The organism is Pseudomonas sp. NBRC 111133, assembly GCF_001320605.1.
GTDB classification, from domain to species: Bacteria; Pseudomonadota; Gammaproteobacteria; order Pseudomonadales; family Pseudomonadaceae; genus Aquipseudomonas; species Aquipseudomonas monteilii.
The window spans coordinates 1-13,459 of sequence record NZ_BCBJ01000144.1 but is presented as its reverse complement, the minus strand read 5'-3'; the positions used below and the strand labels follow the sequence as shown (position 1 = coordinate 13,459).

General features: G+C 57.3%; 18 protein-coding genes. 5 read left to right on the top strand and 13 right to left on the bottom strand.

Annotated features, from left to right (window positions below):
• On the bottom strand, positions 1 to 496 hold a 496-nt coding region (locus APH36_RS28875; protein ID WP_060501594.1), incomplete at its 3' end, for a YkgB family protein.
• Between the two features lie 174 nt (positions 497 to 670).
• On the opposite strand from APH36_RS28875, the gene tnpB reads away from it, so the two are divergent.
• The 3 genes from tnpB (at position 671) to sdhC (ending at position 3,045) form a co-directional block, all read left to right on the top strand.
• Entirely contained in the window at positions 671 to 1,030 is a 360-nt protein-coding gene (gene tnpB / locus APH36_RS28870) for an IS66 family insertion sequence element accessory protein TnpB (protein ID WP_003458507.1), read from the top strand.
• Between the two features lie 19 nt (positions 1,031 to 1,049).
• Positions 1,050 to 2,564 (top strand): IS66 family transposase, encoded by a 1,515-nt coding sequence (locus tag APH36_RS28865; RefSeq protein ID WP_082425862.1) that lies wholly within the window; start codon positions 1,050 to 1,052, stop codon positions 2,562 to 2,564.
• Positions 2,565 to 2,670: 106 nt separating this feature from the next.
• Positions 2,671 to 3,045: a succinate dehydrogenase, cytochrome b556 subunit gene (gene sdhC / locus APH36_RS28860; RefSeq protein WP_005005993.1), complete on the top strand. Its 375-nt coding sequence runs from the start codon at positions 2,671 to 2,673 to the stop codon at positions 3,043 to 3,045.
• Positions 3,046 to 3,905: 860 nt separating this feature from the next.
• Here the strand turns inward: sdhC and APH36_RS28855 are convergent.
• The 5 genes from APH36_RS28855 to APH36_RS28835 form a co-directional block, all read right to left on the bottom strand.
• Entirely contained in the window at positions 3,906 to 4,172 is a 267-nt protein-coding gene (locus tag APH36_RS28855; RefSeq protein WP_003464988.1) for a hypothetical protein, read from the bottom strand.
• Between the two features lie 169 nt (positions 4,173 to 4,341).
• Entirely contained in the window at positions 4,342 to 4,623 is a 282-nt protein-coding gene (locus APH36_RS28850) for a DUF427 domain-containing protein (RefSeq protein ID WP_003464986.1), read from the bottom strand.
• Between the two features lie 67 nt (positions 4,624 to 4,690).
• A complete protein-coding gene (gene grxC, locus APH36_RS28845; protein ID WP_005005995.1) occupies positions 4,691 to 4,963 on the bottom strand; it encodes a glutaredoxin 3 in 273 nt (90 codons plus the stop codon).
• 453 nt (positions 4,964 to 5,416) lie between these two features.
• Entirely contained in the window at positions 5,417 to 6,163 is a 747-nt protein-coding gene (locus tag APH36_RS28840) for a ferredoxin reductase (RefSeq protein ID WP_054882084.1), read from the bottom strand.
• On the bottom strand, positions 6,156 to 6,758 hold the full coding sequence (locus APH36_RS28835; protein ID WP_003464980.1) for a sulfite oxidase-like oxidoreductase: 603 nt from the start codon (positions 6,756 to 6,758) through the stop codon (positions 6,156 to 6,158). Before APH36_RS28835 ends, APH36_RS28840 begins: the two co-directional genes overlap by 8 nt.
• A 467-nt stretch (positions 6,759 to 7,225) precedes the next feature.
• Here APH36_RS28835 and APH36_RS28830 point away from each other — a divergent pair, with 467 nt between their 5' ends.
• Positions 7,226 to 7,696: a hypothetical protein gene (locus APH36_RS28830; protein WP_003464979.1), complete on the top strand. Its 471-nt coding sequence runs from the start codon at positions 7,226 to 7,228 to the stop codon at positions 7,694 to 7,696.
• Between the two features lie 325 nt (positions 7,697 to 8,021).
• Here the strand turns inward: APH36_RS28830 and APH36_RS28825 are convergent, their stop codons facing one another.
• The 3 genes from APH36_RS28825 to APH36_RS28815 all read right to left on the bottom strand — a co-directional run bounded on the left by APH36_RS28825 (position 8,022) and on the right by APH36_RS28815 (position 9,891).
• Positions 8,022 to 8,315 (bottom strand): DUF1330 domain-containing protein, encoded by a 294-nt coding sequence (locus APH36_RS28825; protein WP_003464978.1) that lies wholly within the window; start codon positions 8,313 to 8,315, stop codon positions 8,022 to 8,024.
• A gap of 58 nt (positions 8,316 to 8,373) precedes the next feature.
• The gene (locus APH36_RS28820; protein ID WP_005006001.1) at positions 8,374 to 8,805 is read right to left on the bottom strand and encodes a heme-binding protein; all 432 of its coding nucleotides are present in this window, start codon (positions 8,803 to 8,805) and stop codon (positions 8,374 to 8,376) included.
• A 72-nt stretch (positions 8,806 to 8,877) separates the two neighbouring features.
• On the bottom strand, positions 8,878 to 9,891 hold the full coding sequence (locus APH36_RS28815) for a zinc-binding alcohol dehydrogenase family protein (RefSeq protein ID WP_002118279.1): 1,014 nt from the start codon (positions 9,889 to 9,891) through the stop codon (positions 8,878 to 8,880).
• Between the two features lie 75 nt (positions 9,892 to 9,966).
• On the opposite strand from APH36_RS28815, the gene APH36_RS32260 reads away from it, so the two are divergent.
• Positions 9,967 to 10,134, top strand: coding sequence for a hypothetical protein (locus APH36_RS32260; RefSeq protein WP_016487060.1), 168 nt, complete (start codon positions 9,967 to 9,969; stop codon positions 10,132 to 10,134).
• A 204-nt stretch (positions 10,135 to 10,338) separates the two neighbouring features.
• On the opposite strand, the gene APH36_RS28810 is transcribed toward APH36_RS32260, so the two are convergent.
• The 4 genes from APH36_RS28810 to msrB all read right to left on the bottom strand — a co-directional run bounded on the left by APH36_RS28810 (position 10,339) and on the right by msrB (position 13,133).
• Entirely contained in the window at positions 10,339 to 11,307 is a 969-nt protein-coding gene (locus APH36_RS28810) for a magnesium and cobalt transport protein CorA (protein ID WP_011979111.1), read from the bottom strand.
• Complete coding sequence (locus APH36_RS28805) at positions 11,304 to 12,008, bottom strand: glutathione S-transferase N-terminal domain-containing protein (RefSeq protein WP_003464969.1); 705 nt, start codon at positions 12,006 to 12,008, stop codon at positions 11,304 to 11,306. Before APH36_RS28805 ends, APH36_RS28810 begins: the two co-directional genes overlap by 4 nt.
• Positions 12,009 to 12,148: 140 nt before the next feature.
• Positions 12,149 to 12,688: a peptide-methionine (S)-S-oxide reductase MsrA gene (gene msrA, locus APH36_RS28800; RefSeq protein ID WP_003464967.1), complete on the bottom strand. Its 540-nt coding sequence runs from the start codon at positions 12,686 to 12,688 to the stop codon at positions 12,149 to 12,151.
• A gap of 1 nt (position 12,689) precedes the next feature.
• Positions 12,690 to 13,133 (bottom strand): peptide-methionine (R)-S-oxide reductase MsrB, encoded by a 444-nt coding sequence (msrB, locus tag APH36_RS28795; RefSeq protein ID WP_003464965.1) that lies wholly within the window; start codon positions 13,131 to 13,133, stop codon positions 12,690 to 12,692.
• Positions 13,134 to 13,459 lie beyond the last annotated feature (326 nt).

The following is a 13,459-nucleotide window of genomic DNA, read 5'->3' as shown; positions in this document are numbered from 1 at the left end:
CCAGTTCAACCAGCGAATGGCCTGCCACAAATATCGAAACAGCAAGCAACCCTAAGTCTTTAAGCAGAAACTGACCTGGCGCAACGGAAATCGCCGGAAACCCTAAACTAGGCTCAATGACGCCCGGAGTGGAAAACATAAAGCTAAGGGTTGTGAAGAACAGGCCTGCAGACAGAGCGCCTCCTACCACGGATAGTTTGGGCGACAGCATGCGGCCTGCGATCAGAGTGCCGATCGAAATCTCTAGTATGCCGAGCAGGCTGGAGAACATGTCGACCGAAAAAATGCTATACACCCATCCCAAAAGCGGGCTGTTGCTCACCAGTGGAACCAGGCCCTCGGCCTCGTAGTGGGTAAATTTCATGCCGCCGAACCAGAAGTAAATAATAGCGAGAGCCAAGTACGCGCCATAGATACCTAGCCCCATAGTTTTGGTTCCAAGCGTTAAGTGGGCCTGTACGCTGGACTTCGAGTTTTCAATGCCTATGGTTTTCATGTCTGAGCTTCCAGTAGTGAGTGAGAGTGTGTTGGCTGCCGAACGCCGTATGCGTTGGCGATGAGATGATTATGGCTGGCATCTCTAATCAGTATGCGCTCCATAGACCCCATATTCAACTGACCTCTCCGTATCCCGGATGCTGGGCTCCCTATTTTCCCGTGGAGTTCCGTCATGATGCGTCCCGACGCCAAAGTGCAGAAGGTCTATCTCTACCCAAAGCCCGTCGACTTCCGCAAATCCATCAATGGACTGGCCGCGCTGGTCGAGCTGGACATCAAGGTGGAGGTGTTCAACCCGGTGCTGTTCGTGTTCCTCAATCGCACGCGCAGCCAGGTCAAGATTCTCTACTGGGAGCGCAATGGCTTCTGCCTGTGGCTCAAGCGACTGGAAGCCGAGCGTTTCAAGACCAAACCCGATGCCGGTGACGAAGCCATCGAACTGACGGTCGACGAACTGAACTGGCTGCTCGACGGTATCGACCTGTGGCGTAACCGTCCGCATCAGGTTCTGACGCCGCGTTACGTGGCCTGAGCCGGTATAATCCGGCGCCATGAAATTTGGCGCCGACAACCTTCCCGACGATCCCGTCCTGCTCAAGGCTCTGATTCTGCAGTTGCAGGAAGAGAACGCCTTGCTGCGCCACAAGCTGTTCTCGCCCAAGTCCGAGCGCAGCCCTGAAGACGCCGACTCGCCGCAGTTGGCCATGTTCAACGAGGTCGAAGAGCTGATCGAAGCGGCCGCTGCGCCAAGCGAAGCCGAAGCCGAAGCCAAAGAAGTCGTTGCGCCGGTCAAGCGCCGTGGCAAACGCAAGCCGCTGCCGGCCAACCTGCCGCGTATGGAGGTCATCCATGAGCTGCCCGAGCACGAGCGCACCTGCGCCTGCGGTTCCTGCAAGCAGGTGATCGGCGAGGAGACCAGCGAGCAGCTGGAGATCATCCCGATGCAGGTGCGGGTCATCCGCCACATCCGCAAGACCTATGCCTGCAAGGCCTGTGAAACCGCGCCGGTCACCGCCGATAAACCGGCACAACTGATCGAGAAGAGCCTGGCCAGCCCCAGCGTGCTGGCGATGCTGCTGACCACCAAGTACGCCGACGGCATTCCGCTGTACCGCTTCGAAAAGATGCTCAGCCGCCACGGCGTCGACATCCCACGGCAGACCCTGGCGCGTTGGGTGATCCAAAGTGGCGAGCAACTGCAACCGCTGCTCAACCTGATGCGCGACAAGCTGCTGGACTACCCCGTGCTGCACTGCGACGAAACGCGCTTGCAGGTGCTGCATGAACCGGGGCGCGACCCCTCGGCACAATCCTGGATGTGGGTGCAAAGCGGTGGGCCGCCGGACAAGCCGGTGATCCTTTTCGACTACACAGCCAGCCGCGCGCAGGAGGTGCCGCTACGCCTGCTCGATGGCTACCGCGGCTACCTGATGACCGACGACTACGCCGGCTACAACGCCGTGGCTGCACGCGACGGCATCGAACGCCTGGGCTGCTGGGCGCATGCGCGACGCAAGTTCGTCGAAGCCCAAAAGGTGCAGCCCAAGGGCAAGACTGGGCGTGCCGACGTGGCGCTGAGCCTGATCAACAAGCTCTACGGCATCGAGCGTGACCTGAAGGACGCTGACCATAGCGAACGCCTCGACGTCCGCCAGCAACGCAGCCAGCCCCTGATCGACCAACTCAAGGCCTGGCTGGACAAAACCCAGCCGCAGGTCGCTGGGCAGACGGCCCTGGGCAAGGCGGTAAACTACTTGGCCAGAAACTGGAGCAGGCTGGTGCGCTACATCGAAGGCGGGCATCTACCGATCGACAACAACCGCGCCGAGAACGCCATCCGTCCCTTCGTCATCGGCCGCAAGAACTGGCTGTTCAGCGACACGCCGAAAGGCGCTACCGCCAGCGCGCAGATCTACAGCCTGATCGAAACTGCCAAAGCCAACGGGCAAGAGCCTTACGCCTGGTTGCGCCACATCCTTGAACGCCTGCCGACTGCCAGTAGCGTCGAGGATTACGAAGCGCTGCTGCCGTGGAACAGCTCGCCAGCTTCTGCCTCTGCTTCCTGAAAAAACCCGTCCGCCAGGACGGGGTTTATGGAGCGGTTACACAGCTGCTATGATGAATGAGATCGAAAACTGAAATCCCCCACTAGAATTGTTGACTGGAGTCAAAATGAATAAAAAGCGGCCGGTTAATCTTGATATTCGAACCATTCAGCTTCCTCTCACGGCGCTTACATCGATTCTGCACCGGATTTCAGGAATTATGCTCTTTATTTTTCTGGGACTGATACTGTATATGCTGAGCAAATCGTTGGAGTCAGAAAAGGGTTTTAATGAAGTCAAGGAGATTTTTTCTTCACCTTTCGGCAAAGTTAGTTTCTGGTTGGTATACTCTTCATTTATTTATCATCTCGTAGCCGGAATTCGACACCTAGTTATGGATGTGGGTGTTGGTCATACTTTGAAAGGCAGCAATCGCGCCTCTACTATTGTTTTAGTAGTGTCGGGTGTTTTAATGGTTGCTGGCGCCGTATGGATTTGGTAGCTGTGGAGTCGTAATGCGTATTTACAAGGACTAAAAGCGTCCTTTAAAGCTAACTTACGAAAGTATTTATAATCGACGGTTCACGCTTAAACGGTTGAATCCTTTCGGGCTTCCGAATAGCTGTTAGCTGAAAGCTATCATGAGCTAAGTTTTCTGTGCATCATCAAATGTGTTAATGGGAGCGCCATAGTACTAGGTACAAATATGGCTCTAGGACAATGTTAGATGTTTTGGATTTTGAGGCGGATCGCTCTTATCGAAGATCGTCTAATTCGCTCTGAAGCGCAGGTTTTTTGAAACTATCACCTGGTTGGCACACTGTGCGAATCAACATCAGATATGAGAAAGCCAATCAGGTGAACACTACCCTCGAGGGCTCATCTGTCCAGTTAAAGCCTCGAGTCTTTCTGGGTGCGCAAAAGACAAGAAGGTTATATGGGAAAATTATGAGGCCTGGATACCATGCGTCATGGGCGTGCCGATGCTGTGAGTGACAGAGCGAGAAGCAAGTGAAAGTCCCTGAAGTAGGGGCGGGATGCGCCCGAGTGGCATTTTTTGTCTTAAGGTAGATCGCGTAGCTGTTCTTCAGAATAATCTTCAGAGCGTTGACGACAGCCATCGCTGTGCATTCCTCAAGAATAGAATGTGTCGGAAGGGTGGCGTCATTGGTGTTAGTCATCGCTTAGGATTTCTCAATCTGGCTTACACGGGCGCCTGTACCGATATCCCCGCGGATGGCGACGTATCGATGTTGAATTCCTCGCCAGACGAAGTGCAATGAGCTGCGGCTATAGGCTTGCGCAGCCTTAGATAGCCGGCCGTCGCAGGCGCGCCGGTTGGCCGGGATCTTCTTCTGCCCGTCAGGTGTCCGGTCGGAACTCCAGCACGAACGCTACGACCTTTTCGGCGGACATTTCGCACGGCTTCAACAATGTCCTATCTGATGTAACGCGGAAGAGGTTGAAGCTGACAATGTCAGTCCCGTCCAACTCCCTGGCGAACAGACTGTTGCGACGTCCGTCCCCAGATCGCCGGACGATCAAGCTGAAACGCCGGCCTTCATAAGTCCCTTCTCTGTATCCCTCCGCAAGCTTCGCGAAAGCGGCATCGAACTCGGAATGCTCCATGTCATCCATCCTTATTGATAGAACAGAGGCGCGGCGGGTGCGAGACCGCCAGTGCCGGGTCGCGCTAAGGTGCCGGGCAGATTCCTGCAGCCGACGAGGCCCGGGGTGGGCAGGATAATTGAGATGTCGGCGCCCGCATGGCTATCAGCGAAGTCGTCCGTCCAGTCTGCTAGGCAACGTCCACGCCTTTCCAGAAAGCGATGTAATCCCGGATACCCTCGGCATCCGGAGTGGGGGCGGGATAGGTCCAAGCGGCGTTCACGTTGAGCGCGTCACCCGCGCGAACATGAAAGAAGCGCGCGGCGCCTTTGATCGGACAGACAGATGTGTGCGGGCTCATCTCAAGCAGGCTCAGGTCGACTCCTGACGGTGGGAAGTAGTGATTTCCCTCGACGATGACTGTTTCGTCGCTTGTGGCGATAGTAGTGTCTTTCCAGATGGCTGAGACCAACGGACTCTCCTTTTGTATTCATCAACCGGCGAAGGCTCGCGGGCTGGCTGCCCCAAGCCGCACCTCCTCAGGTGGCAGGCGGGTTGCGCCCGAGAAGTTTGTCGAGCTCGCCTCTGACATCGAGCGCGAATAGCTCATCGGAGCCACCGATAAGGGTGCCATTGATGAAGATCTGCGGCACGGAGCTTCGCCCCGACGCTTCCGCCATGGCCTGCCGGTGAGCCGGATCCGCCTCAATATCGAGCTCCTTCCATCGCACGCCCTTTTCCTTGAGGAGCGCCTTCGCTCGGCGGCAGAACGGGCACCAATTCGTGGTGTACAGCAATACATCAGTTGTCATATTGCATCTCCGGCAGTTGCACGCGGATCGCTGTCATGGCGTTGATCTCCAATTCGCGGCGTTCAAAGATGGCGACTGCACCTTGGCCGACATCGGAGCAGATGCTGACGATTGGCCGCTATCCAGGCGACATGGCCCAAAGTGCTTTCACCGCCAGGCAGAGGCCGCACGCGCCTCCTGTAGCGCCGAGCCGATGCTCTAAGGTAACCGAGCCTCGATTGGGACGGAAGCGGTCCCGCTCGAATCGCCCATCATGCTGGTCGAGCATATCAGGACGACGGATAGTGCAGGAACTTTCAAATTGAGCTTGATGTCGAGCCAGGTATCGCGAGCGAAGGCGTTCTAGAGGCCGGGGGGTACGAAGACTGTGTTCGGCAAAACGGTTCACGTTGATCGCCAAAGCTTCCCAGGGCGCACGTCTACGATCGGCGCGACGTGAGATAGCTCGCGCCGCTAGCCCCCGTAGCGCTCCGTCTTGATGATGGAGGCGTCCAAGCCCGCCAGCAGCGCGCTATCGGTTGCGATGTTGACGAATCCGTTAGACCCGCAGACGAACACTTGCGTCGGCTTTCCCTGAAGCCTGGTTAGAATTTCTTGGACCATCATGCCGTCGATCCGTCGCGCAAAGTCCGATGCGCGAACCGGTTTCTCGCGCGTAATCGCGAGCGCCAGGACGAACGCCGGATCGCTGATTTCGATGCAATGAAGTTCTTCTGAGAAGAGAACGTCCTCGGCGGTTCGTGCGGACAGGAGCAACGCTGTCGGAACGGCTTGGGCCAATGCGCGGCGCTGCCGGATCATTGCCATCAACGGCACGAGGCCGGAGCCTCCCCCGATCAACAGAACCGGATCTATGGCAGGCTCAGGCCAAAGGAAATGGCCACCGAGCGGACCGCGAACTTCGATTTCGTCACCAATCGCCGCGATTTCGTGAAAAAACGGCGAAACTTCGGCATCCGGCATGCGCTCGATAGCTATCTCGACGATCGGGGTCGAAACTGCCGATGACGCGATCGAGTAGCTGCGCATTGCACTGTAGCCGTCGGGCGCGGTCAGCCGGATATCGACGTGCTGACCTGCGGTGTGCGCGAACGGCTTGCTCAACCGAAGGAAGAAGCTCTTGATACTCGGTGTTTGCTGGATGATGTCGTCGATCACGCATGATTGCCACGAACGGACTTGCGCTTCGTTTTCAGTCATGGGTGTATCGTTGTTCGCGCCACGGATCGCCGTAGATGTGATAGCCGTGCAGCTCCCAAAAGCCGGCCTCGTCACGCGTCGTGAATTGCAGCGCATTCACCCATTTGGCGGATTTCCAGAAGTAAAGGTGCGGCACTAGAAGACGCGCCGGCCCCCCATGATCGCGGGAAAGTGGCTTGCCCGCATAACTGAGGGCGACCATCGCTTTCCCGGAAAGCAGATCCGTCAGAGGGACGTTTGTCGAATAATTATCGTAGCAGTGCGCCAAGACGAAATCGGTAGGCCGATCAAGCTCTGCATCTGCAAGGATGTCTTCAATGAGTACACCCTCCCAAACGGTATCCAGTTTGGACCAAGAGGTGACGCAGTGAATATCCTTTGTCACCTGGGTCTTTGGTAGAGTGTTGAATTCGCCCCAATTCCACGTTTTGACGGGCTTCGGACCAATTTTGACTGTGAATTTCCAGTCGGAGGGCTCTACCCTCGGCGTAGGGCCGGCCGACAGAACAGGGAAATCCTCCACCAGATGCTGACCTGGCGGAATCCGATCGGACTGGTCGCCTGAACCGCGACCGGTGAAACCTCTGGTGACCATAGTGACCCCTCTTGCTCGATACGGCAGACCGAAGCCGGCCTTCATTTCAGTACTCTGCGTAAAGCATTTGCCCGCACATCCGCCGAATAAGCCAATCGACTAAAAATCAGATACAGATGCTCTATCATCGTAAAAAATCGCGTATCGAACATAGCGTCAGGCCAGCATGATTCCCAATACCCAATGGCTATAGGGTAGATAACCCCAAGGCTGCGTACGCTGATCTGCGGTATGCGGAGCGGAAGTTGCAGGTTCGCTCTCAAACGGATGGGCAGCGTGCAAAGCTCAAGGCTCACCAGCGCATGGTTGCCCAGTTCGCGCTCGCCGGCAGCTTGAGTATATTAAGGACGAAATGTCGATCTGATCTATTCTGGCTTCAGGAAATAGGGAAAATAAGGTCGGACGTTCGCGCACCGTCGCGACGCGCGATCATCCACTAAGCTTCTGTATCGGGGTTGGAGGATCAGATGAACGAGATCGAACGACAAGCGCCTGAGCTGCGGGTGCAAAAATGGATTGGCAAAGATGGGGAAAGTATCGCGCCGTTCAAACTGTCAGATATCGGGCCCGGCCCGAAAATCTTGTTTGCCTTCCAGCATTGGTGCCAAGGTTGCCATTTGCATGGGTTTCCGACGCTACAAAAGTTGCATGCAGCGTTGAGCTCAAAAGACGTGGGGTTCGCAGTGATCCAGACCGTCTTCGAAGGAACGCATGAGAATACCTTCGAGAAGTTGCGCGTGAACCAGCTCAAGTATGAGCTTCCTATCGTTTTCGGTCACGACGAGCAACCGACCGGCTCGCCGTTTCCAACCTTCATGGAAGACTACCGCACACGAGGAACTCCGTGGTTTACGGTTATCGACGCTGGCGGTAGCATTGTTTTCTCGGACTTCCATCTCGACGCGGAGCGACTAGTGAAGCAACTTGAGCAAGGTTAATCGTTGGAAGGTGGGCAATCATCCTGATTGCCACCCATCCCCTGATGCCCACTACAGGCGTTGCGCGCTGTAACTCTGTTGATCAGCGTGCGAAAACCCGGATCCGGATAGGAGGAGCGTCAACGATTGAATCAATCCGTTGGGAGAGGGCGGCTCCGCTCCGTCAGCTCGGCAATAGATAACCCATTCTCGCCGAGCAACTCTCTGATCCGATCGACGATATGAGCCCCTAGCGCCGCTGTCTTGGTCCCCCCCACAGATTCCCAAGATGCGAGTTCACACGCCGATACCTCGTGGTCAGCGCCGAAGTGCTTCTGTCGGTATGTCACCGCCGCCCTTCAATGATAAAGGCGCGGTAACGGGAACCGGCAAAGCGATGAGCAGCGATGGTTTGGTAGGCGGGACTGTCATACCAGTCGCGAGCGGCCTGCATCGTCGGGAAACGCAAGATTACGGCCCCTTCGATGGGCGGCCCCTCCAAATGCTGGATCGCGCCATAAGCGGCGAGAAAGGTAACGTCGTGACCATCGAACGATGGTCCGACGCCTGCAGAATAGGTTGCGAGTGCATGTGGGTCGCTGGTTTCTTCCCGCGTAAAGACGACGAACGCTTCCATCATTAGGCCTCTCAAAGGTTGGATCTGTTGGCCATTACCACCGGTGATGGCCTCACAGTCGTCAGGCTGGCAACTGGAACCCGATTTTCATGAGTGCCTCGACGCACGCATCCTGATCCTGCTGATAGTTGCCTCCGGAGATGCCTATGCCGCCGATCAACTTCCCATCCTCCAGAATCGGATAACCGCCGCCGACAGCGACCATCCGAGGGCGATAGGCTAGCGGCGCCACTTTTGGATCGTTGGTCACATAGTCGTTCCAGACATGGGTCGGGAACCCAAACGAGGCGGAACTCCAGGCCTTGTCGATGGCAACATCGACGGTAAGGAACGGCGCATCGTCGGTGCGCTCGAACGCGCGCAGGTTACCGGTGGCGTCGACGACGGCGACGGCAGCCGGGATGCCGATGGCACGGGCCGCAGCGAGCGCCGCGTCGATGAGGGCGACTGCGGTTTCGCGGTTGATCGAGGCGGTGGCAATAGATTTGGTCATGGGATTCTCATCGCTGGGGCATAACCCGTTCGGCTTTTTGAGGTTGGACAAGATGTTTGGCGATCGCGGTCGTTAGAAGCCTTCGAGGACGATCTTGCCTTTAGCCGCGCCACTTTCGATCAGTGCATGCACCGTCTTCAGATTGGCGGCATTGATCGGCGACAGTCGCCGGGTCAGCGTCGTGCGGATTTTGCCGTCGTCAACCAGCGCTGCCATCGCATCCAGAATCTCGCCCTGCTCATTCATGTCGGGCGTGCCGTAGATCGACCGCGTGAACATCAGCTCGTGGTGGATCGACACCGCCTTGCGCTTGAAAACCATGATATCGAATGCCTTGGGATCGTCGATCAGTCCGAACCGTCCTTGTGGGGCGATCAGTTCGGCGATGTCGGCGACATGTTGCTCGGTATGTGTGGTCGAAAAGACGAAAGCGGGAGCACCGATGCCGAGTTCGGCGATCTGTGGCGCGAGCGGACGAGAATGGTCGATGACGTGGTGAGCTCCAAGCCCTCTTACCCACTCTTGGGTTTCCGGTCGAGAGGCTGTGGCGATGACGGTGAGGTCCGTGCGCTGTCGCGCGATCTGGACGGCGATCGACCCAACCCCGCCCGCGCCACCGATGATGAGGATCGCCTCCGCCGCACCGGGTACGGGCTTCGCCACGTCCAGGCGGTCGAACATCGCCTCCCAGGCCGTCAACGTCGTCAGCGGCAGCGCCGCCGCTTCCGCCCAGGAGAGCGACGCAGGTTTGTGACCGACAATCCGGGCGTCGACGAGATGGAACTCCGCATTGGTACCGGGCCGTGTGATCGATCCGGCATAATAGACCTCGTCGCCTAACTCGAACTGCGTGACGTCGGGGCCGACCTCGCGCACAATCCCGGCGGCATCCCATCCCAGCACCTTCCAATCGCCATCTGCCGGCGGCGTGCTGTTGCGGACCTTGTAGTCGACCGGGTTGACCGAGACGGCCTTCACCTCAACCAGGATATCGTATCCTGCAGCGACAGGCCGAGGCAGATTGATGTCGACCAGCGCGGCATCCGCGGCGATGGGTCCCGGAACCTTGTAACCAATGGCTTTCATAAATGTCTCCAGCTTGCTTGATCGGATGACGCGAATGCTCGTTAGTCAACTTCTTCTACATTGAGGTCCCGACTCTTGAACTGGGTCGCGGTAGCAGATTTCATCGAACACGTCGATCAACAGGCCCTTATGCTCGGTCGCCGGATCGGTGATCGCGTAGAGGGTGGAGGCGTTATCGCCATCATCACCGCTTCCGAGGCGAAACGCCGCGTCGACGCAGATGCCGCACGGACCGATGGTTGATCCTGGCTCGAGATCGACGAGATTGCTGTCCTTGACGCGCTATTCGCGGTCTTAGCCCTTGGCGATGAAGGACTGAACTGCTTGTAGAGCGTCGGTCAGCTGCTATGTCATGGACGCACCTTCATCTTGAGTTGGATTGGACAAGCTTCCGTATAAGGCCCGCTGTAACCGTCAGATGACGGCGAAGAAAACGATGGGCAGTATTCACAGCCACTTAGCCTTCTTGAAGCGCACAAATAGGAAAACGCACGATATCGCTATCACTCCGAGCACGACAAAGTATCCGTAGGCCGTGTCCAGCTCCGGCATGTGCTTAAAGTTCATGCCGTATATTCCAGCGATCGCCGTCGGGACTGCCAGTATTGCCGCCCAGGCCGCGAGCTGGCGGGTGACCACACCGATCCTTTGCGCTTCCAGAAGGCTGCTGGCCTCAAAGACCGTGGACAGGACAAGCAGGAGGCCGTCGACCATGGACTGCACGCGGTGGACATGGTCCGCGACGTCGTGGAAATATGGTGTCATTTCGGCGCTGATGCAGGGAAAGTGGCCGCGAACGAGCTTTCGCACCAGCTCGGCCATAGCCCTGAGCGTGCGCTGGAACCGCGTGAGTTCGGACCTTAGTTCGAAGATTCGCGCCACCTCTTCTGGCCCGAGGAAATCGTGCAGCGACCGTCGCTCCATCGCCAGGACGTCGTCCTCGATCATTTCGAAGATGGGCAGATACTGGTCGACCACGCGATGCAAGATCGCGTGCAGCACATAGTCGACACCCTTGCCGAACTGCGTCGGCGATGCCTCGAGTTGCTCCCGAAGTTTGCCCAGCGCTCCGGCATTGCCGTGCCGCACGGTGATAAGGTGATTGTGACCGGTGAAGATCGCCATCTTGCCGTAGCTGATCCGGTCGCCGACCAGCTCGGCGGTCTGCGCGACGACGTACAACTCATCGTTGTAGACCTCGAGCTTGGGCGGGCACAGCGGGTGCATCGCGTTGTCGATCGCCAACGGATGAAGATTATATGTCCTTTGGATCGCGAGTAGTTCCTCGGGGGTGGGTTCGCTAAGCGCGATCCAGCAGAAGCCCGAGCGACTCTCGCCCAACTTGACGTGCTCATCGAGCGCGATTTCGCGAACTCGCTTGCCTTCGTTGTAATAATAGGCGGCGATGATGCTCATGCTGGCCTCGCGGGAATGTGGAGGCCACGCTGGACGGCCGGTCGAGCCAGCCCGCGTCCAAGCCATGCGCGGACGTTCGAAAAGCTGCTGAGGCCAAGGATGTCACCCGCAGCGTAGAATTCCACCAGCGCATTCACCCAGCCGAGCGTCGCGATGTCCGCGATCGAATAGTCGTCGACGATCCAGTCGCGGCCTTCCAGCCGGCGATCCAGAATCCCCAGCAGACGCGTGGATTCGTCGATAAAGCGCTGTTGCGGCCGCTTGTCCTCATAGTCCTTGCCGCCAAATCGCAGGAAGAAGCCGAGCTGACCGAACATCGGCCCGATGGCCGACATCTGAAAGAACACCCACGCTAGGGTCTCGTAACGCTGGCCTGGTTCGGTGGAGATGAACTGACCCGTCTTGTCGGCCAGATAGAGGAGGATCGCACCGGATTCCCATAAGGCGATGGGTCTACCGTCAGGGCCAGCCGGATCGATGATCGCCGGTATGCGTCCGTTCGGGTTCAGCGACACGAACGCCGGATCCTTCGACTCGTTGTTCGAGATGTCGATCAGGTGGGGCTCGTACGCCAGGCCAGTCTCCTCAAGCATGATCGAGACCTTGACGCCATTGGGCGTAGGGGCTGCGTAGAGTTGCAGGCGATCGGGATGAGATGCCGGCCAGCGCTGCGTGATCGGAAAGGACGAGAGGTCTGGCATAAATCTGCGATCCTGGTGTTGCGATGGCGACTGACTGGAACGAGCCGTCACTCTGAAGTAGGGTTCGATGACCGCGTCGCTGAACGACGCGGTCACGAAGATTGCGGACCGGACCGGCGCAGTGGCAACGGCAGTGAAGCCTATTCCGCCGCGGTCCCGGCCGCTGGCTGTACGTCGTCAACCTTTTGGCGCTTCGGAAGCACCCAGCCGGGACGGACGAAGTGGCAGGTGTAGCCGCCCGGGCGCTTCTCCAGATAATCCTGGTGATCGGGCTCGGCCTCCCAGAACTCGCCGACCGGCTGGACCTCGGTCACCACTTTGCCATCCCACAGCCCCGAGGCATCCACATCGGCGATCGTATCCTCGGCGACGCGCTTCTGCTCCTCGTCGACATAATAGATGCCCGACCGGTAGGAGAGCCCACGATCATTGCCCTGGCGGTTCAGCGTCGTCGGATCGTGGATCTGGAAGAAGAATTCCAGGATGTTCCGGTAGCTCGTCACTGTCGGGTCGAAGACAATCTCGATCCCCTCGGCATGCGTGCCGTGATTACGATACGTGGCGTTCGGAATATCGCCGCCCGTGTAACCCACACGGGTCGAGATGATGCCGGGCCGCTTGCGGATCAGATCCTGCATGCCCCAGAAACATCCTCCTGCGAGAACAGCGCGCTGATGCATGTTAAGCCTCCTCTACTTGATCGAGATATTCACCGTATCCCTCGGACTCCATCTCGTCGCGCGGGATGAAGCGAAGGGACGCTGAGTTGATGCAGTACCGCAGACCGCCGCGGTCGGAAGGACCATCGGGGAACACATGGCCGAGATGACTGTCTGCGTGTACTGACCTGACCTCCGTCCGGACCATGCCGTGTGCGCTGTCCCGCACCTCGTTCACGTTTGCCGAAACGATCGGCTTGGTGAAGCTGGGCCAGCCAGTACCCGAATCGAACTTGTCCGTCGAAGCGAACAGTGGCTCTCCCGACACTATGTCGACGTAGATGCCAGGCTCCTTGTTGTCGTTGTACTCGCCCGTGAAGGGCCTTTCGGTGCCCGCCTCCTGGGTAATTCGGTGTTGCTCGGGAGTCAGGTGGTCGATTGCTGTCTGTGACTTTTCAAACTTCATTACAGTCTCCAATACTTATCTAGAGGGCCAGGCACGCTACCGCTAATTTTTTATGTCTCCTGATTTGCTCCTACAATGGTAGTGGGATGGCAAACGAGGTTTTACTAAGTGTTGGAAAATTAGAGATTTAAATTTCGCGTCTATTAATTCTAGCGCAACTGAGTGGTTAAGCAAGTACGTAATCAGTAAATATTAAAAAAATAACACAAAAGCACGATTATATAATACAGTGTCAGTGTTTTATGATAATCAACAACGCCTGTTTAGATGCTGGTAGATGCGAATTTTTTGGCGTACAGTCAAAATTTTCTGATGGTTGCTTAGTG